The 18,751-nt window shown below is 71.3% G+C and carries 20 protein-coding genes; 13 read left to right on the top strand and 7 right to left on the bottom strand.

The genetic code is table 11. The features are described from left to right. Positions 1–43: 43 nt before the first annotated feature. On the bottom strand, positions 44–274 hold the full coding sequence (locus CSC66_RS03335) for a hypothetical protein (RefSeq protein ID WP_162375966.1): 231 nt from the start codon (positions 272–274) through the stop codon (positions 44–46). Positions 275–386: 112 nt separating this feature from the next. On the opposite strand from CSC66_RS03335, the gene CSC66_RS03330 reads away from it, so the two are divergent. The 6 genes from CSC66_RS03330 to CSC66_RS03305 all read left to right on the top strand — a co-directional run bounded on the left by CSC66_RS03330 (position 387) and on the right by CSC66_RS03305 (position 5,721). Next, positions 387–1,262 (top strand): LysR substrate-binding domain-containing protein, encoded by an 876-nt coding sequence (locus tag CSC66_RS03330; RefSeq protein WP_162375965.1) that lies wholly within the window; start codon positions 387–389, stop codon positions 1,260–1,262. A gap of 109 nt (positions 1,263–1,371) precedes the next feature. After that, on the top strand, positions 1,372–1,719 hold the full coding sequence (locus tag CSC66_RS03325) for a YgiW/YdeI family stress tolerance OB fold protein (protein WP_162375964.1): 348 nt from the start codon (positions 1,372–1,374) through the stop codon (positions 1,717–1,719). A gap of 147 nt (positions 1,720–1,866) precedes the next feature. Beyond that, complete coding sequence (gene aceK / locus CSC66_RS03320) at positions 1,867–3,576, top strand: bifunctional isocitrate dehydrogenase kinase/phosphatase (RefSeq protein ID WP_162375963.1); 1,710 nt, start codon at positions 1,867–1,869, stop codon at positions 3,574–3,576. 244 nt (positions 3,577–3,820) lie between these two features. Beyond that, the gene (locus CSC66_RS03315; RefSeq protein WP_162375962.1) at positions 3,821–4,678 is read left to right on the top strand and encodes a class I SAM-dependent methyltransferase; all 858 of its coding nucleotides are present in this window, start codon (positions 3,821–3,823) and stop codon (positions 4,676–4,678) included. Between the two features lie 167 nt (positions 4,679–4,845). Then, the gene (locus tag CSC66_RS03310; RefSeq protein WP_162375961.1) at positions 4,846–5,145 is read left to right on the top strand and encodes a putative quinol monooxygenase; all 300 of its coding nucleotides are present in this window, start codon (positions 4,846–4,848) and stop codon (positions 5,143–5,145) included. A gap of 15 nt (positions 5,146–5,160) precedes the next feature. Further along, a complete protein-coding gene (locus tag CSC66_RS03305; protein WP_162375960.1) occupies positions 5,161–5,721 on the top strand; it encodes a pseudouridine synthase in 561 nt (186 codons plus the stop codon). Between the two features lie 115 nt (positions 5,722–5,836). On the opposite strand, the gene CSC66_RS03300 is transcribed toward CSC66_RS03305, so the two are convergent. Together CSC66_RS03300 and hrpB are read right to left on the bottom strand one after the other, a co-directional pair. Continuing rightward, the gene (locus CSC66_RS03300) at positions 5,837–6,226 is read right to left on the bottom strand and encodes a hypothetical protein (protein ID WP_162375959.1); all 390 of its coding nucleotides are present in this window, start codon (positions 6,224–6,226) and stop codon (positions 5,837–5,839) included. A gap of 171 nt (positions 6,227–6,397) precedes the next feature. Further along, entirely contained in the window at positions 6,398–8,923 is a 2,526-nt protein-coding gene (gene hrpB, locus CSC66_RS03295) for an ATP-dependent helicase HrpB (RefSeq protein ID WP_162375958.1), read from the bottom strand. Between the two features lie 151 nt (positions 8,924–9,074). On the opposite strand from hrpB, the gene CSC66_RS03290 reads away from it, so the two are divergent. Beyond that, positions 9,075–9,890 (top strand): TatD family hydrolase, encoded by an 816-nt coding sequence (locus CSC66_RS03290; protein WP_162375957.1) that lies wholly within the window; start codon positions 9,075–9,077, stop codon positions 9,888–9,890. A gap of 4 nt (positions 9,891–9,894) precedes the next feature. Here CSC66_RS03290 and CSC66_RS03285 read toward each other — a convergent pair whose 3' ends face one another. The 4 genes from CSC66_RS03285 to CSC66_RS03270 form a co-directional block, all read right to left on the bottom strand. Next, positions 9,895–10,584 (bottom strand): hypothetical protein, encoded by a 690-nt coding sequence (locus CSC66_RS03285; protein ID WP_162375956.1) that lies wholly within the window; start codon positions 10,582–10,584, stop codon positions 9,895–9,897. A 71-nt stretch (positions 10,585–10,655) separates the two neighbouring features. Further along, the gene (panE, locus tag CSC66_RS03280; RefSeq protein WP_162375955.1) at positions 10,656–11,588 is read right to left on the bottom strand and encodes a 2-dehydropantoate 2-reductase; all 933 of its coding nucleotides are present in this window, start codon (positions 11,586–11,588) and stop codon (positions 10,656–10,658) included. An 8-nt stretch (positions 11,589–11,596) separates the two neighbouring features. Continuing rightward, positions 11,597–12,415 (bottom strand): ABC transporter permease, encoded by an 819-nt coding sequence (locus CSC66_RS03275; protein WP_162375954.1) that lies wholly within the window; start codon positions 12,413–12,415, stop codon positions 11,597–11,599. Continuing rightward, the gene (locus CSC66_RS03270) at positions 12,412–13,365 is read right to left on the bottom strand and encodes an ABC transporter ATP-binding protein (protein ID WP_162375953.1); all 954 of its coding nucleotides are present in this window, start codon (positions 13,363–13,365) and stop codon (positions 12,412–12,414) included. Before CSC66_RS03270 ends, CSC66_RS03275 begins: the two co-directional genes overlap by 4 nt. A gap of 143 nt (positions 13,366–13,508) precedes the next feature. Here CSC66_RS03270 and CSC66_RS03265 point away from each other — a divergent pair, with 143 nt between their 5' ends. The 6 genes from CSC66_RS03265 (at position 13,509) to CSC66_RS03240 (ending at position 18,718) form a co-directional block, all read left to right on the top strand. After that, positions 13,509–14,231, top strand: coding sequence for a ferredoxin--NADP reductase (locus CSC66_RS03265; RefSeq protein WP_238394247.1), 723 nt, complete (start codon positions 13,509–13,511; stop codon positions 14,229–14,231). Between the two features lie 176 nt (positions 14,232–14,407). Beyond that, positions 14,408–14,992, top strand: a complete 585-nt coding sequence (locus CSC66_RS03260) for a hypothetical protein (protein ID WP_162375951.1) — start codon at positions 14,408–14,410, stop codon at positions 14,990–14,992. After that, entirely contained in the window at positions 14,989–15,180 is a 192-nt protein-coding gene (locus CSC66_RS03255) for a helix-turn-helix transcriptional regulator (RefSeq protein WP_162375950.1), read from the top strand. The genes CSC66_RS03260 and CSC66_RS03255 overlap by 4 nt, the downstream gene beginning before the upstream one ends. Before the next feature lie 58 nt (positions 15,181–15,238). Next, positions 15,239–16,762: an alpha/beta hydrolase gene (locus CSC66_RS03250; RefSeq protein WP_162375949.1), complete on the top strand. Its 1,524-nt coding sequence runs from the start codon at positions 15,239–15,241 to the stop codon at positions 16,760–16,762. Between the two features lie 31 nt (positions 16,763–16,793). Next, on the top strand, positions 16,794–17,540 hold the full coding sequence (locus tag CSC66_RS03245; protein WP_162375948.1) for an ABC transporter ATP-binding protein: 747 nt from the start codon (positions 16,794–16,796) through the stop codon (positions 17,538–17,540). Continuing rightward, positions 17,537–18,718 carry an ABC transporter permease gene (locus tag CSC66_RS03240; RefSeq protein ID WP_162375947.1) on the top strand — a complete coding sequence of 394 codons (1,182 nt, stop codon included), beginning with the start codon at positions 17,537–17,539 and terminating at the stop codon, positions 18,716–18,718. The genes CSC66_RS03245 and CSC66_RS03240 overlap by 4 nt, the downstream gene beginning before the upstream one ends. The last annotated feature ends 33 nt before the right edge of the window (positions 18,719–18,751 follow it).

Here is an 18,751-nt window from a genome sequence, read left to right as displayed (position 1 = left end):
CGACGCCCGGCCTGTGCCGGGCGTCGTCGTTCCAGGCCGGCTGTCAGCGGAACAGCGACAGCGTGGTGCCCGCACGCATCCGGCGCGCATCCAGCCGCACCTGCGCGCGCGCGTGCCGGTGCGCGGCCGCTTCGCCGGCGGCATCGCGCGAGCGCGCTCGGCGATCCTCACCCGTGGCCAGCCCGGGATCGACGACATGGCCGCCCAGGAACAGCAGGCCCTGGTACATCACGGCCAGCTGGTGCCACACCTGTTTCCGGTTCCCGCTGCCCATCACACCGCTCCTATCTGCGCCGGCGCGCCGGCTTGAATGATTGCCAAGATAGGGTCACGATTTGCGCTCACATAGCGAAACATCAGCAAGCTAGGCTTGAGGTGAGTTCAAGATGAGCCGACTCCCGCTGGATCAGGTGGACGCCTTCGTCACCGCCGCCCGCCTGGGCAACCTGACCCGCGCGGCCGAGCGCATGAACCTCACCGTGAGCGCGCTGAGCCATCGCATGCGCCTGCTCGAACAGCGGCTGGGGCATCGCCTGCTGGCGCGCGGGCCGCGCGGGGTGGAACTGACCCCGGACGGGCAACGCCTGTTCGACGCGATCGCCGGTCCGCTGGCCACCATCGAGCACGCGCTGCGCCACGCCACCGTGCGCGGCGACAACACGGTGACCCTGAGCCTGATCCCGTCGATGGCGACCGCCTGGCTGGTGCCGCGGTTGCCGGCGTTCCTGGCGCAGTTCCCGGAGCTGGCGCTGAACCTGCAATCGAGCATCCACGTGGTCGACTTCGAGCGCGAGCCGGTGGACCTGGCACTGCGCCTGGGCGGCGGTCAGTGGTCGGGCGTGCGTGCGGAGCTGCTGTTCGACGAATCCATCGTGCCGGTGGCCAGTCCCGGGCTGGTCGAAAGGCTCGGCACGCCGGCGCCGGACCAGCTGGCACATTGGCCGCTGCTGGGCGATCCGGCCGATCGCTGGAAGGACTGGTTCGCGCGCTTCGGCGGGCTGCCGCCCGAACGCTATGTCGCGCGGTTCGACGACACCGAGACCCTGCACCAGGCCGCGGTGCAGGGCATTGGCGTGGCCTTGGCGCGCTGGACCCTGGCCGAACCACTGGTGCGCGCTGGCCGGCTGCAGCCGCTGGCGCAGGAGCGGATGCAGGCCGGCTTCGGCCACTACCTCGTGTACCCGGAGCGCAGCCTGTCGCACGCCGGCTTTGCCACCGTGCGCGAATGGCTGCTCGATCAGGCGGCCGGGACGCGCGGCTGACCGCAACGGCCACGCAGTCAGGGGCAACGGCGTGGCGCATGCATAATCGATGCGCCGGCCGTCCGGCACTGCTCCGGCCCGGCATTTCCCGCCAAAGGAGTGCAACGCGATGAAGAGGATCGTCTTCGCCTTCGTGTTCTGCCTGTCCGTGCTGTCCGCTTCCGCCGCGATGGCGCAGTTCACCGGACCCAGTGCCAGCGGCCAGCCCACCACCGTGTCCGCCATCGGCAACGCGCGCATCGGCAGCTACGTCACCCTGACCGGCAACATCGTCAACCACCAGCGCAGCGACTACTTCACGTTCCGCGACGACACTGGCGAGATCCGCGTGGAGATCGCCTCCGGCGTCTGGGGCGGGCGACAGGTCGGTCCGGATACCCGGGTGCGACTGCTGGGCGAAGTGGACCGGGGTCCTGCCGGGCGCTACGTCTGGGTCAAGACGCTCGAGGTGCTCTGACATCGTGGAGCGGGGCCTGTCCCGCTCCTGTCGCACGCCGAAGAGAGCAGCGGGCAAGCCCCGCTCCACGGACGACCGGTCGACGGACGCGGCAGAGCGCGAAGCGGTCCGTGGCGACGCTGCCCGGTCCCGCCCTACCATGTGCGCATGCCCCGTGCCGATGCCATCGCCGCGCAGATCCGCGACGCCTTCGACGACTACCATGCGCGCTTCGCCGCGATCAGCCGTCGCGCGCAGAAGCGCTTCGAAACCCGCGACTGGGCCGCGGCGCGCGAGGACGCGACCGAGCGCCTGGACCTGTACGACGCCTGCATCGAAGAATGCGGCCGGCGCCTGGGCGCGCTGCTGTCCTCCCGCCCGCACGAGCGCGCGCCGTGGATCGAAGTGCGCGCGGCGTACGCGGCGCTGATCGACGGCCTGGTCGACATCGAGCTGTACAAGACGTTCTACAACACGCTGACCCGGCGCTTCTTCCGCACCCGCGGCGTGGATCCGGCCATCGAGTTCGTGGCCCTGGAGATCGAGCCGACCGACGCGATCACTACGCCGGTCGCCCGGCACAGCTACGCGGTGTCGGAAACGCGGCCGACCGACACCTTCATGCGCGTGCTGGAGAACTACCGCTTCGCCGTGCCCTATGCGCACCGCATGCGCTGCGCGGCGGCGATAGCCATCCGCCTGCAGGACGACCTGGCCCACTGGGGCGGGCACCCCGTGCGCGGGATCGAGCTGCTGGACACGGTGTTCTACCGCGAGCGCCGCGCCTACCTGGTCGGCCGCGTGTTCGGCGAGCACCGCTTCTCGCCGTGCGTGATCGCGCTGGTGCACGGCGACGGCGGGATCCGCGCCGAGGCGGTACTGACCCGGCGCGCCGACGTGGCGCAGCTGTTCGGCGTCTCGCGCAGCTATTTCCAGGCCGACCTGCCGACCGTGGGCGACGCGGTGGTGTTCCTGCGCACGCTGTTGCCGAACAAGCCGGTGGACGAGCTGTACACCGTGCTCGGCCGCGCCAAGCAGGGCAAGACCGAACGCTACCGCAGCTTCTTCCGCTACTTCCAGGGCCACCCGGAAGAGCGCCTGGTCCGCGCCGAGGGCACGCCGGGCATGGTCATGGCCGTGTTCACCCTGCCGGGCTACCCGCTGGTGTTCAAGGTGATCCGCGACCGCTTCGCCTGGCCGAAGGCGACCACGCGCGAGCAGGTGCAGGCGCAGTACGAGCGGGTGTTCCGGCTGGACCGGATCGGCCGCCTGCTCGACGCGCAACCGTTCCGCCACCTGCGCTTCCCGCGTGCCCGCTTCGATCCTTCGCTGCTGGCCGAACTGCGCGCGAGCTGCGCCGGCAGCCTGGCCGAGGACGGCGATGACGTGGTGCTGTCGCTGTGCTACGTGCAGCGGCGGCTGCGGCCGCTGGACCTGTACCTGCGCGAGCAGGCCGGCGAAGCGGTGCGCGAGGCCGCGCTCGACTACGGCCAGGCCATCGTCGACCTGGCCCGCAACGACATCTTCCCCGGCGACATGCTGCTGAAGAACTTCGGCGTGTCGCGCCACCGGCGCGTGGTCTTCTACGACTACGACGAGATCCGTTCGGTGGGCGAATGCCGGTTCCGCGAGTGGCCGCAGGCGCAGACATACGACGAGCAGATGGCGAGCGAGCCCTGGTTCCATGTCGCGCCGGAAGATGTGTTCCCCGAGCGCTTCCCGATGTTCATGGGCCTGCCGGGCCCGCTTGCCGCCGCACTGAAGACCGTGCACGGCCAGCTGTTCCGGCCGCAGTGGTGGTGGCAGCTGCAGGCGCAGCTGCGCAGCGGCGAATGGCCGGACACGCCGCCTTATCCGGATGCGTTGAAGCTGGCGTAGAGCGGGGCTTGCCCCGCTGCACTGGTGGTTCAAGGCGCCATCGGCAACGGCAGCGGGGCGAGCCCCGCTCTACGACGGAGTGGTTGCGGCCTGTCCATGAAGGCGAGGGGGCAAGTCGCGCTACACGCCGGGGCCGATCACCCGCGCCTCGTCGGCCAGGGTCGACATTGCCGACCCGTGCACACGGGCCGCGACCGGGCGCGTGCTAGGCTCGCCGCCACCTTCCATCGACTGGAGCCTTGCGATGTCGAACCGCACCCCGCTCTCCCGCGCCTGCCTGCTGGGACTGGCCCTGGCACTCGCCGCGCCGCTGGCGCAGGCGGTCAAGCCGGCCGACAGCGCCACCCTGCCGGCGCCCGATGCGGCGCTGCAGGCGGCCATCGCCGGCAGCTGGCGCGACCCGGCCGACACCGCGCGCGACCCGTACCGCCATCCGGGCCAGACCCTGGCCTTCTTCGGCATCCGTCCGGACATGACCGTGGTGGAGATCACCCCCGGCGGCGGCTGGTATTCGGAAATCCTCGCCCCGTACCTGCGCGACGACGGCAAGTACGTGGCCGCGATCGTCGATCCGGCAGCGTTCGAGGCCGGCCGCCAGCGCGACTACTACCAGCGCGGCAAGGACGGGCTGGCGAAGAAGTTCGCCGACGGCGCCGCCCAGTTCGACAAGGCCGTGGTGGTGGCTTACGACCCGAAGGCCCCGTCGTTCGGCGCGCCGGGCTCGGCAGACCTGGTGGTGACCTTCCGCAACGTGCACAACTGGCGCAGCGCCGGCCAGGCCGAAGGCATGTTCAAGGGCTTCTACGAGGTGCTCAAGCCCGGCGGCGTGCTCGGCGTGGTCGAGCACCGCGCCAAGGGCGACGTGCCGGCCGACGACAAGAGCGGTTACGTGGGCCAGGACCAGGTGATCGCGTTGGCCAAGGCCGCCGGTTTCGAGCTGGCTGGCAGCAGCGAGGTCAATGCCAACCCGCGCGACACCAAGGACCATCCGAACGGCGTGTGGACCCTGCCGCCGTCGAACAACCATCCCGAGGCCGAGCGCGCCAGGTACCAGGCCATCGGCGAGAGCGACCGCATGACCCTGCGCTTCGTGAAAAAGTGAGAAGCGAATGGGGGTGAGAGCGCCGGGGCCGCGCACGCGGCCCAGCCTGCACGCTGCCGCCACGCACCGTAAACCCGCCGCACGGCATGGACCGACGCAGCTTCATCACCTTGCTGGGCGCGGGGGCGTCGGTGTTGGTCCTGCCGGACTTGAACGGAGCCACGTCGATGTACGGATTGATCGGAAGGATGCGCGCCATCCCGGGCCAGCGCGCCGCGTTGGCCTCCATCCTGCTCGAGGGCACTGCGGCGATGCCTGGCTGCCTGACCTACGTCATCGCCGAGGATCCGGCCGACGAGGACGCGCTCTGGGTCACCGAAGTCTGGGACAGCGCGGCCAGCCACCAGGGCTCGCTGGCGCTGCCGGCGGTAAAGGACGCGATCGCGCGCGGGCGGCCGCTGATCGCCGGCTTCGATTCGCGCACCGAGACGCGCCCGCTCGGCGGCCACGGCCTGGCGACCGCCTGAGGTCCGTGCATCCCGATGCTGGTCGCGTTCAACAAGCCCTACGGCGTGCTGTGCCAGTTCACCGACCGCTCGCAGCCGCCGCGCCCGACCCTGGCCGGCTTCGGCCTGCCGGCCGGCGTGTATCCGGCCGGTCGCCTGGACCACGACAGCGAGGGCCTGCTGCTGCTCACCGACGACGGCGCGCTCGCGCACCGGCTGACCGATCCGCGGCACAAGCAGCCCAAGACCTACTGGGTACAGGTGGAAGGCGACCCGCGTCCGGAGCAGCTGCGCGCCCTGCGCGACGGAGTGGAACTCAACGACGGACCGACCCGTCCGGCGCAGGCCCGGTGCATCGATGCGCCGGCGCTGTGGCCGCGCGACCCGCCGGTGCGCCATCGCAAGACCGTGCCGGACGCGTGGCTGGAACTCCAGATCACCGAGGGACGCAATCGCCAGGTGCGACGCATGACGGCGGCCGTGGGACTGCCGACGCTGCGGCTGGTGCGGGTGGCGGTCGGCCCGTATCGACTGGACCGTGCACGGGACGGCGCGTGGCTGATGCCCGGAGACTGGCTCGCCGTGGATCGCCGCTGACGCGCGCTTCGCGGTCGCGCAACACCGGTAGCGTGGACGGTTGAAGCCCTGAGACGCGGGCGCGCCGGCCTGGCGCCACCGCTGCCGGGCACTCCTGCCCGGCGCGGGGTGGATATCAGGTCGACGTCGAGGTCGACGACGGCCGGCGTGCGCGGCTGGCGCGCGCACGCGCCGAGGCGTTGCCGTTGCTGCGCGGCACGCGGCTGGACTCGCCCTCGATCGGCTCCTGGGCCTGCTGCTGGCGGCGCTTGCGGTACAGCACGTAGGCCAGCACGCCGGCGCCGACGACCGCTGCCGCGGTAGCCACAGCGACCGGATGGCGCCGCACGGTGCCACGGGCGACCTTGAAGCCGGCCTTGGCCGCGCCGAGCGCGGCGCCGGTCTTGATCCACTGTTCGGCGCCGATGCCGGCGTCGCGCAGGCTCGAACCGGCGTGGCGCAGGCCCGCGCCGGCCTGTCCGGCCAGCTCCAGGGCGCGATCGGAAATGATGGTCAGCTTGCTCATGGGGATCCCCGCGGAGAGAGGTGGGAGGCGCGGCCAGTGTCGGCCACGGCATGTGGACGATACGTCAGCGCCGCCGCGGCCAGGCCGTGGTCGTTCATCGGCCGATGCCTGCGGTTCATTGCCGATGCCGGCCCCGGGCCGCGGCGGTGCCCCAAGTCCCGGGCGGGCCGGTCAGGTGCCTCGCGGCTTGGCGCGGTGGGTCGCGGTCGCGCTCCACGGGTCGTCCGGCCATGGGTGCCGCGGGTAGCGGCCCTTCATCTCCTTCTTCACCTCCGGATAGGTGCGGTCCCAGAAGCCCTTGAGGTCGCCGGTCACCTGCAGCGGCTTGCCGCCCGGGGAAAGCAGGTGCAGCAGCACCGGCACCCGGCCGTCGGCCACGCGCGGGGTGTCGGCCAGGCCGAACAGCTCCTGCAGCTTGACCGCCAGCACCGGCGGGCGCGCCACGCCCCCGTCGTCCAGCGCGTAGTCGATCCGCCGCTCCATGCCGGAGGGGACGACGATGCGCGCCGGCGCGAACCGGTCCAGGTGCTGGCGCGCATTCCAGTCCAGCGAGGATTTCAGCGCCTGGCCCAGCTCCTCCTCCGACAGGGCATCGAGCCGGGTCTTGCCGGCGAAGGCGGGCCGCAGCCAGGCGTCCAGCGTCGCCGCCAGCGCGCCGTCGCCCACATCGGGCAGGGCCAGTTCCGGCATCCACTGCCGCAGCGACGACGCGCGCGCCTGCCATTGGCGCAGCGCATCGGTCCACGGCAGCGCGGACACCCCGAGCTCACGCACCGCGTCGGTCAGCGCCTGGGCCGCCTGGGCCGGATCCACGCGCCCGGCCGGCCGGCTGTCCAGCACGATGCGGTCGAAGCGCGATTCGCGGCGCGCCACCAGCGCGCGCCTGTCCGGATCCCATACCGCGCCTTCGCGTTCGACGAAGCGCTGCGGGAAATCCTCGCGCAGCCGCGCCTCGTCGACCGGCGCGGCGCGCAACAGCAGGGCGTCGCCACGCGCTTCGAAGCGCAGTTCGCTGGCCACCAGCCAGGGCTCGCCACGCAGGGCGCTGTCGTCGAACAGCCTGGCCATGCGGCCGTTGGCGAGCTGGTAGCGCAGCGGATCGGCCGGATGCCGGGCGGCGATCCGGTCGGGAAAGGCGTGCGCGAGCAGGTCGCCCAGCGCGTGCGCCTCGACGGTGTCCGGTGGCGTGGCGTCGCAGCGCAGGCGGCGTCGCCACTGCCGGGCGGCGGCATCGATCGCCGCCAGCGCCGTACGGCTGGCGTTGGCCGGCGTGTGGCCGCCACGGAACGCGGCCAGCGCACGCCAGCGCTCGGCCAGCGCGTCGCCGCGGCTGCGCAGCGGATCGCGCGCTTCGACCAGCGCGGCCAGGTCGGCGGCCAATGCCTGTTCGCGGGGGTCGCGCGCGGCCAGCAGCATGGCCGCCAGGCGCGGATGCGTGCCCAGCGCCAGCATCCTCTTGCCCGCGGCGGTCAGGCCGCCGCTGTCGGCCAGCGCACCGAGCCGCTGCAGCAGTTCGCGCGCGGCGGCCAACGCACCGGGTGGCGGCGGATCGACGAAGCGCAGTGCGTCGCTGCCCCAGCTGGCCAGTTCCAGCGCCAGCCCGGTCAGCTCGACCTGCGCGATTTCCGGGCGGCGCTGCGCCTCCAGGCGCTGCGACTCCGGCCACAGGCGCCAGGCCCAGCCCTCGGCAACGCGGCCGGCGCGGCCGGCGCGCTGGTCGGCCGAGGCCTGCGAGATCGCCACCGCGTCCAGCCGGGAGAAGCCGCTGTTGGGATCGAAGCGCGGCTCGCGCGCCAGGCCACTGTCGATGACCACGCGCACGCCGGGCAGGGTGACCGAGGACTCGGCGACGTTGGTCGCCAGGACCACGCGGCGGCGGCCATCCGGTGCCGGCTGCAGCACGCGCGACTGCTGCTCCACCGGCAGCTCGCCGTGCAGGGCCAGCACTTCGGTATCCGCCGGCAGGGCGGCCGCCGCCTCCAGCGCCGCCTGCAGGCGCGCGATCTCGCGCTGGCCGGGCAGGAACACCAGCACGTCGCCCGGATGCCGCGCCAGCGCCTCGGTGGTCGCCCGGCGCGCCTGCGCCTCGATCGATTCCTCGCGGCGCGCCGGATAGTGCGCAACCTGCACCGGGAAGCTGCGGCCCTCGCTGGACATGCGCGGCGCGTCGAGGAAATCCGCCAGGCGCTGGCCGTCGAGCGTGGCCGACATCACCACGATGCGCAGGTCCTCGCGCAGCTGGGCCTGCACGTCGAGCGCGAGCGCCAGGCCCAGGTCGGCGGCCAGGTGGCGTTCGTGGAACTCGTCGAAGAGCAGCGCGGCGATCCCGCCCGGCCCGGTGCCGCCGAGTTCGGGATCGTCCTGGATCATCCGGGTCAGGATGCCCTCGGTGACCACCTCGATCCGCGTCCGCGGGCCGACCTTGTTCTCGAAGCGGATCCGGTAGCCGACGGTCTCGCCGACCGCTTCGCCGAGCTGGCGCGCCATGAACGCGGCGGCACTGCGCGCGGCGACACGGCGCGGCTCGAGCATCACGATGCGGCGGCCTTCTGCCCACGCCGCATGCAGCAGGGCGAGCGGCACCTGGGTGGTCTTGCCGGCGCCCGGCGGTGCTTCGAGCACCAGGCGCGGATGCGCCGCCAGGCTGTCGGCGATGGCCGGCAGCAGCGGGGAAATGGGGAAGGTGGCGGATTCCATGCACACAGGATACGGACCGCCGCCTTGTTGTAGGAGCGGGCATGACCGCGACCCGACGACGCTGGAACAGGCAATCCGATCGCAACTGCAGCGCTCGTGTCGCGGTCATGCCCGCTCCTACAATAGACGGCCACCACCCGGTTCTTCCCGCATGCTCCTCGTCGACATCGGCGCCAACCTCACCCACGACAGCTTCGACCGCGACCGCGACGCGGTGCTGGCCCGCGCCCGCGCAGCCGGGGTGGCGCAGATGGTGGTCACCGGCGCCAGCCGCGAACATTCGCCGCTGGCGCTGCAGCTGGCGCAGGCGCATCCGGGCGTGCTGTTCGCCACCTCCGGCGTGCATCCGCACCACGCCACCGAGTACACCGACGAGTGCGACGCGGAAATGCGCGCCCTGCACGCGCATCCGCAGGTGGTGGCGGTGGGGGAGTGCGGGCTGGACTACTTCCGCGACTTTTCGCCGCGGCCGGCGCAGCGCAGGGCGTTCGAGCGCCAGCTGCAGATCGGCGCGGACCTGGCGGCCGCCGGCAACCCCAAGCCGCTGTTCCTGCACCAGCGCGATGCGCACGCCGACTTCCTGGCGATCATGAAGGACTTCGAGGGCCGGACCGGTCCGGCGGTGGTGCACTGCTTCACCGGCACCCGCGAAGAGATGTTCGACTACCTCGACCGCGACTGGCACATCGGCATCACCGGCTGGCTGTGCGACGAGCGCCGCGGCGCGCACCTGCGCGAGCTGGTGAAGAACATCCCGGCGAACCGGCTGATGGTGGAGACCGACGCCCCCTACCTGCTGCCGCGCACCCTCAAGCCGATGCCGAGGGACCGTCGCAACGAGCCGGCGTTCCTGTCGCACATCGTCGAGGAGCTGGCGCGCGACCGCGGCGAGGCGTTGGAGACCACCGCCGCCGCCTCGACGGCGACGGCGGCGGCGTTCTTCCGCCTGCCGGGAGCGACCGCCTGAGCCGTCAGTCCGCCGTCGGCGCAGGGCCTTCGGCCACCAGCACCGCGGCATCCTCGTTGCGCGTCTGCAGGACTACCCAGACCACGCCGTCGGCGCGGCGGATGGCGTAGGTGTCCACGTCCTTGTCGTACCAGTAGGCGTCCTGCAGGTCGTCGAACTCCTGGCGGAAGTCGTCCAGCGCCTTCTCGTTGGCCGCGTAGAAGTCACGGGCGTAGCTGCGCTCGCTCACCCGCACGCCGCCCAGCGCCTCGATCTGCTGGCGCAGGCCCTTGGCCAGTTCGAACCTGGAGAAGGTCTTGCCGTCGGCATTCTCGATGCCGTCGCTGAAGACCCGGCCTTCCACCCACAGCAGCTGGCCGCCGGTCCACACCGGGATCCGCGCCAGGTCCTTGGTCCGCTCCTGCAGCCGGTTGGCATCGTCGAACTCGTAGCCCGCCGGTGGCACGAGGTACGGCCAGGCGGGCAGCGCGGCGGTGCTGACCGGAAGCGCAGCGAGGTCGAAGCGGGTGCCCGGGGCTGCGGCGGCGGGGGCGGCCGCTTCAGCCGCTGCAGGCGCGGGTACCGAAGGCGCCGGCTCGGCGGTGGCGGCCGCGACCGGTTCGGCGGCGGCCGGCGCCGCGTCTTCCTGCTTCTTGCACCCGCCCAGCAAGGCGATCGTCACGCCGAGGGCCAACAAGGTCCTGCTCGTTTCCATGCATCCATACTCCGCGTCCAGGGAAGGCGAGTGTAGCCAAGCCGGTGCAGGCGGCGATGACGGACCCGGCCTCAGCCGGCGGTACGGGCGGATTCGTAGGCCTGCAGATGGATCCAGGCGGCTTCGAGTCGCGGCGCGGCCAGGCCGGCCCGATGCGCGCGATGGACCATGTCGCCGACGATCTGCAGCGCCTCGACCCGCGCGCCGGCCTGCAGGTCGCGCAGCATCGAGGCGGTGACCGGCGAACCGACACGGGTCAGGTGGCCGCGCGCGATGCGCGCTTCGGTGTCCGGCACCGGCTGGCCTTCGGCGGCGGCGACCGCCAGGCATTCCTCGTGCAACGCGGCCATGAACGCCTCGCCCCCTTCGCTGGCGACGATGTCGCCGACACTGCTGCGCATCAGGCAAGTACCGGCCGCTAGCGCGGCCAGGAAGCTGAACTTGGTCCATTGCGCCTGTGCGACGTCCGTCGCCAGGAGGTGGTCCACGCCAGCGGCCGCATAGCTGGACGCCAGTTGCGCCAGCACGCCGGTATCGGTGTTGCCTTCGCGCAGGCCGAAGGTGATCGAGGCCGGCCCGCCCATATGCACGACCTCGCCGCCGGCGCCGAGCGTGGCGCTGATGAAGCACAGTCCGCCCGGCACGCGCGCCCGGCTGAAACGCGCGTCGAGCGCGGCGTAGTGCAGCAGTCCGTTGAGGATCGGCAGCACGCTGGTCGCCGGGCCGACGGCGGGCGCGATCGCGTCCATCGCGCTGTCCAGGTCGTAGGCCTTGCAGCTCAGCACGACCAGGTCGAATGGCGGCTGCGAAGGCAGTTCATCGGCGGTCACTGCCGCGACGTCGAGGTCGGCATCGCCCAGCGGGCTGCGCAGGCGCAGGCCGCGTTCGCGCAACAGCATCGCGCGCGCCGGCCGAACCAGGAAGGTCACGTCCGCGCCGGCCTGGGCCAGGCGGCCGCCGAAGTAGCCGCCGGTGCCGCCGGCGCCGAGCACCAGCACACGCATGCTCGGGCTCAGCTGCGCAGGCCCACGCCGCGGCGCAGCAGCCACAGCGACAGCGTCGACAGCGCAGCGACGAAACCGAGCATCAGCGCGTAGGCCACCCACAACGGCACGTCCGAGGTACCGAGCAGGCCGTAGCGGAACGCATTGACCATGTAGAAGATCGGGTTGGCGTGGGTCAGCGCCTGCGCCCAGCCCGGCAGCAGGGTCACCGAATAGAACACGCCGCCCAGGTAGGTCAGCGGGGTCAGGATGAAGGTCGGCACGATCGCGACGTCGTCGAACTTCTTGGCGTAGACCGCGTTGACGAAGCCGGCCAGCGAGAAGATGGTCGCGCCCAGCAGCACCGTGGTGAAGGTCACCAGCGGGTGCGGGATGCGCACCGGGGTGAAGAACATGGCGATCGCCAGCACGATCACGCCGACCATCAGCCCGCGCAGCACCGCACCGGCGACGTAGCCGCCCAGGATCACCCAGTTCGGCATCGGGCTGACCAGCAGCTCCTCGACGTGGCGGCCGAACTTGGCGCCGAAGAACGAAGAGGAGATGTTGCCGTAGCTGTTCTGGATCACGCTCATCATGACCAGCCCGGGCACGATGAACTGCATGTAGGTGAAGCCGCCCATGTCGCCGATCTTCGAGCCGATCAGGCCGCCGAAGATCAGGAAGTACAGGGTCATGGTGATCGCGGGCGGCACCAGGGTCTGGCCCCAGATGCGCAGGATGCGGCGCACTTCGCGGCGGACGATGGTCCCCAGCGCGGTCCAGTTGCGCGCCGCGTCGCTGCGCGTGGCGGCGATGGCGGCCGCGGTGTCGGCGTCGTGCTTCATGCGGCGGCCTCCTGCTTCGGGCCGGTCAGGCGCACGAACAGCTCTTCCAGGCGGTTGCTCTTGGTGCGCATCGAGCGCACGCGGATGCCGGCGTCCTGCAGCGCGGCGAACACGCGGTTGAGGTCCATCGCCCGCGGCATGTCCAGGTCCAGGGTGTGGTGGTCGAGCGCCACCAGGGTGGTGCCCTCGATCACCGGCAGCTGCGCCGGCAGCGCGCCGTCGATGTCGAACAGGAAGCCTTCCACGTCGAGCTTGGCCAGCAACGCGCGCATCGGCCCGGACTCGACGATCGTGCCGTGGTCGATGATCGCCAGGTGCCGGCACAGGCTCTCGGCTTCCTCCAGGTAATGCGTGGTCAGGATGATGGTGGTGCCGGCGGCGTTGATCTCGCGCAGCACCCGCCACATGTCGCGGCGGATCTCGATGTCCACGCCGGCGGTGGGTTCGTCCAGGATCAGCAGGCGCGGGCGGGTCATCATCGCCCGGGCGATCATCAGGCGGCGCTTCATGCCGCCGGACAGGGTGCGGCTCATCACCCTGGCCTTCTCCCACAGGTGCGCGCGGCGCAGCTCGGCCTCGGCCATCGCCTCGGCCTCCTCGCGCGGGATCCCGTAGAAGCCGGCGTAGTTGACCAGGATGTCGAACGGCTGCTCGAACAGGTTGAAGTTGATCTCCTGCGGCACCAGCCCGATCATCCGCATCGCATCGCTGCGGCGGGTGGTGAGGTCGATGCCGAACACTTCCACCGAGCCTTCGCTGAGGTTGACCAGCGAGCTGGTGATGCCGATCAGGGTGGACTTGCCGGCGCCGTTGGGGCCGAGCAGGGCGAAGAAGTCGCCCGGGGCGACGTCGAGCGAGACGCCCTTGAGCGCCTGGACGCCGTTGTCGTAGGTCTTGCGCAGGTCGCGCACGCGCAGCGCGGGCACGGCTGCTTCGCCGGGGGAAGTCATGGACGCCTTCGCGCCGCGTACCGGCGCCTGGTTCGGGGGCTGCGGCTATTATAGGCCGCCGCCGGGTACGCTCCCGGCCACACACCGTTGCGAAAACGACCCTCGTGCCCGTCCAGTTCCCGCTCCGCCTCGTCGACCGCCGCATGCTGGCGCCCACCATCGGCCACTACGTGCTGGCCCGCGACGACGGCCAGCCACTGGACTTCATACCGGGCCAGTTCATCCAGATCCATTTCGACTACGCCGACGGCACGCCGGCGCGGCGCAGCTACTCGCTGTCCACCATCCACGACCACGCACTGGGGCCGGGCGAAGCGGTGGAGATCGCGGTGAGCCACGTCGCCGGCGGCGCGGCCACCGCGCTGTTCGAGGGGATGGCCATCGGCGACCGGGTCAATGCCAGTGGACCCTATGGCCGCTTCTGCCTGATGCCCGGCGACCACAACCGCCGCTACCTGCTGATCGCCACCGGCACCGGCGTCACCCCGTACCGCTCGATGCTGCCGGTGCTGGCGCAGCGCATGGCCGAACGCGACCTGGAAGTGGTGGTGCTGGCGGGCGCGCGTACACCCGGTGAATTGCTTTACGCGGAGGATTTCCGCGCCTTCGCCGAGGCGCATCCGCGCTTCCGCTACGTGCCCTGCCTGTCGCGCGAACTGCCCGCGGCCGGCTCGGCGCACGCCCACCCGGATGTGCGCCACGGCTACGTGCAGCAGCAACTGGCCGAGTTCGCCCCGGACCCCACCACCGACATCGCCTACCTGTGCGGCAACCCGGACATGGTCGATGCCTGCTTCGAGGCGCTGAAGGGATACGGACTGCCGATCCCGCAGATCCGGCGCGAGAAATACGTCTCCAACAAGTAGGCCGGCGCCTATGCCGGCGCACGTAGGCAGCACCCCGGCGGGTCCGGCGGAGCGCTCCGCCTGCTGTCAAGGAAGCTTGACAAGCCCGCGGCCGGACCCCTATCGTCCTGTCAAGCTTCCTTGACAAGGATTTCCGCGATGGCGCGCCACCTCCGTCCTTTCCGGTGGATCCGGCCGTGAGCCGGCGCACGACCACCTGGGGCCTGCTGGCCGCTGCCGTACTGGCGGGCCTGGCCGGAGCGGTGCCCCCGCGCCTGTGGCCCGGCCTGCTGCCTGCCTGGGCCGGTCCGGTGCTGTTCGTGTTCGCGCTGGTGCTGGCCTTCGCCGCGCTGCTGCGCGGGCAGTTGCCCGAGCCCTGCGATTCGGCTTCGCCGGGCTTGCGCAGGCGCTACACCCGCGAGCTGCTGCTGGCGATGGGCGCCTACACCCTGGTCCTGTTCGCCTCGGTCTGGCTGCTGCGGCACGTCGAGGCGCCGGCGCTGCGCGCCCTGGTGGCGCTGCTGCCGGTGCCGCCGATCGCGTTCGCCCTGCGCGCCATCGTCCGCTACATCCGCGATTCGGACGAGATGCAACAGCGCATCGAGCTGGAAGCCGTGTGTATTGCCACCGCGCTGGTCTCGCTGCTCTACCTGGCGGGCGGCTTCCTGCAGACGGCCAAGGTCATCGACCTGCCTGCCGGCGCGGTGCTGATCTGGCTGTTCCCGCTGGTCTGCCTCACCTACGGCCTGGCCAAGGTCGTGGTCGCGCGGCGCTACCGGTGAACAACCGCCTGCGCGAACTGCGCGACGCGCGCGGCTGGTCGCAAGGCGAGCTGGCCGAGCGGCTGGAGGTGTCGCGGCAGACGGTCAATGCGCTGGAGACCGGCAAGTACGATCCGAGCCTGCCGCTGGCGTTCCGCATCGCGCGCCTGTTCGGCTTGAGCATCGAGGACGTGTTCTCGCCCGAGTGACCGTGCCACGCAACCGCTTTTCCATCCAGAAGTGCAACCGAGAGGGGCCGTTTCGATGATGTCCCGCAACACCCGCCAGCTCACCGCCGCCACCGTGCTCGCCGTTTCCACGGCCCTGCTCGCCGGCTGCGATTCCGCCCCGGCGCCCGAAGCGGCGACCGGCTCCACCCGCCACTACGGCGGCATCGCCTTCGAACCGTGCACGCTGGCCAGCGGCATGTCCGCCGGCAACGTGCAGGCGCAATGCGCCACGTTCGAGGTTCCCGAAGACCGGGCCACGCCCGACGGCCGCAGGATCAAGCTCAACCTGGCCTGGCTGCCGGCGACCGACGAGGGGTCGGCCACCGACGACCCCGTGTTCTTCCTGGCCGGCGGTCCCGGCCAGTCGGCGGTGCAGGTCTGGCCGCAGCTGGATCCGGCCTTCAGGGAAGTGCGCAAGCAGCGCCACGTCGTGCTGGTCGACCAGCGCGGCACCGGCGGCTCCAACCTGCTGTCGTGCGCGCCCGAAGGCGGGGACGCCGATCCGCAGGCCGCCGCCACCGTCGACGCCGCGGCGATCGCGGACTTCGCCCGGCGCTGCGCCGAACAGGCGGCCGACCGCGCCGATCCGCGCTTCTACGCCACCACCGACGCCATCGCCGACCTGGACGCGGTGCGCGAGGCGATCGGCGCGCGCGAGATCAACCTGGTCGGCGGCTCCTACGGCACGCGCGTGGCCCAGCAGTACGCCCGGCGCTTCCCGCAGCACGTGCGCAGCATCGTGCTCGACGGCGTGGCGCCGAACGACCTGGTGGTCGGTGGCGAGTTCGCGCACACCTTCGAGGATGCGATCGGCCTGCAGTCGCAGCAGTGCCACCAGTTGCCGGCCTGCGCCAAGCGCTTTCCGCAGGATGCGCGCGCACAGCTCGGGGCACTGGTAGCCAAGCTCAAGGACGCACCGGCGCAGGTCGAGTACCGCGACCCGGCCAGCGGTGAGAGCCGTACCGGCACCGTCAGCGCCGACACCGTCACCGGCCTGGCCTTCATGTTCTCGTACATGCCGCAGACCGCCTCGCTGCTGCCGCTGGTGCTGGACGAGGCCAGCCAGGGCCGCTACGCGCCGCTGATGTCGCTGCACGAGCTGATGGGCCGCAACATGGGCGGCTCGATGGCGCGCGGCATGCAGTGGTCGGTGATCTGCGCCGAGGACGCGGACCGGTACCGGGAAGGCGGTGCCGAAGGCACGCTGCTCGGGCCGGAGGTGGCACGCATGTTCTTCGCCGCCTGCGCGACCTGGCCGCATGGCGGCCGGCCGGAGGATTTCACCGCGCCGCTGTCGTCGGACGTGCCGGTCCTGCTGCTGTCGGGCGAACTGGACCCGGTGACGCCGCCGCGCTACGCCGAACGCGTCCTGCAGACGCTGCCCAACGGCCGCCACCTGGTCCTGCGCGGCCAGGCCCACGGCACCCTCGGCCTGGGCTGCATGCCCAGGCTGCTGGGCCAGTTCCTCGAGTCGACCGATGCGAAGGCGCTGGATGCCGGCTGCCTGGATTCGATGACCTACGTGCCGCCTTTCACCAGTTTCAACGGATGGGAACCCTGATGCGCCGACACAATCCAGCGGGAGCCGCGCCATGATCCGCGCCCATGACCTGCACAAGAGCTTCAAGACCAAGACCGGCACCGTGAACGCGGTCTCCGGCGTCAGCTTCGAAGCCCACGACGGCCAGATCACCGGCCTGCTCGGGCCCAACGGCGCGGGCAAGACCACCACCCTGCGCATGCTCTACACGCTGATGCGGCCCGACCAGGGCCGGATCGAAGTGGATGGCGTGGACCCGGCGGCCGATCCGGTCGCGGTGCGCCGCGCGCTGGGCGTGCTGCCGGACGCCCGCGGCGTATACAAGCGCCTGACCGCGCGCGAGAACATCGCCTACTTCGGCCGCCTGCACGGCATCCCGGCCGCGCGCGTGGAGGAACGCATCGCCGCGCTGTCCTCGGCGCTGGACATGGGCGAGATCCTCGAGCGCCAGACCGAAGGGTTCTCGCAGGGCCAGCGGACCAAGACCGCGATCGCGCGCGCGCTGGTCCACGACCCGCGCAACGTGATCCTCGACGAACCGACCAACGGCCTGGACGTGATGACCACGCGCGCGATGCGCGACTTCCTGCGCGGCCTGCGCGACGAGGGCCGCTGCGTGATCTTCTCCAGCCACATCATGCAGGAGGTGGCCGCGCTCTGCGACCGGATCGTGATCATCGCCAAGGGCCAGGTCGTGGCCGAGGGCACCGCCGACCAGCTGCGCGAGCAGACCGGCGAAAGCAACCTGGAAGACGCCTTCGTCAAGGTGATCGGCTCCGAGGAGGGCCTGCACGCATGAGCACGCTGTCGACGATGTGGATCGTGATGCTGAAGGAGTTGCGCGACATCGGCCGCGACCGCCGCACGCTTGCCTTGACCCTGCTGCTGGGGCCGTTGCTGTTTCCTGCGCTGATCCTGGGCATGGGCGCGCTGGCCGAGAAGCGGGCCAAGACCCAGATCGACAAGGTGCTGGAGGTGCCGGTCATCGGCATGGAGCGCGCGCCGAACCTGGTGGCGTTCCTCGCCACCCAGGGGATCAAGGCGGTGGAAGCGCCGGCGGACCTGGAAGCGGCACTGCGCGAACAGCGGCAGGACGTGGGCCTGCGCGTCTCGGAGAGCTTCGCCGAGGACTGGCGCGCCGGCCGGCCGGCGCTGGTGGAGGTGATGCTGGACACGACGCAGCGCGACTCCAGCATTCCCGGGCAACGATTGCGCGGGGCGTTGTCCGCGTACAGCGGCCAGGTCGGGGCGTTGCGCCTGCTGGCGCGGGGCATGGACCCGTCGGTGGCGCAGCCGGTCAACACCGGCACGCTGGACGTGTCCACGCCCGAGGCTAAGCGCGGCCTGATGCTGTCGGTGATGCTGCCGTACTTCCTGATCATCACCGCCTTCCTCGGCGGCGCGGCCCTGGTGCTGGATGCCACCGCCGGCGAACGCGAACGGCAGACCCTGGAACCGCTGCTGGCCACGCCGGCCCCGCGCGGAGCGATCGTCAGCGGCAAGATCGTCGCCGCCTGCCTGCTCGGCGTGGTGTCGTTGCTGCTGTCGCTGCTGGCGATCAAGCTCAGCGCGCAGTTCGCCACCGGCATGGCCCGCTCCCTCGACATGTCGCTGATGTCCATCGCCAGCATGCTGTTCGTGCTGCTGCCGATGCTGCTGATCGGAACTTCGCTGCTCACGTTCCTCGCCGCGGCGGCGAAGAGCCTGAAGGAAGCGCAGAGCCACATGACCTGGCTGATGCTGATGCCGATGATCCCCACCATGATGCTGATGGTGAATCCGGTGAAGACCCAGCTGTGGCAGTTCGCGGTGCCGTTCCTGGCGCAGAACCAGCTGCTGCTGAAGGTGATCCGCGCCGAGCCGATCTCCGCGCAGGTCTGGGCGGTGTACCTGGGCAGCAGCCTGGGCCTGGCCCTGCTGCTGTGGCTGGCGGCGGTGATGCGCTACCGCCAGGAGAAGCTGGCGATCTCGACCTGATCCGTCGCGACCGGCCAGCCGGTTCCGGAGTGG

Source organism: Pseudoxanthomonas kaohsiungensis (assembly GCF_010211765.1).
GTDB classification, from domain to species: Bacteria; Pseudomonadota; Gammaproteobacteria; order Xanthomonadales; family Xanthomonadaceae; genus Pseudoxanthomonas; species Pseudoxanthomonas kaohsiungensis.
This window is presented reverse-complemented; position numbering and strand designations above follow the sequence as displayed.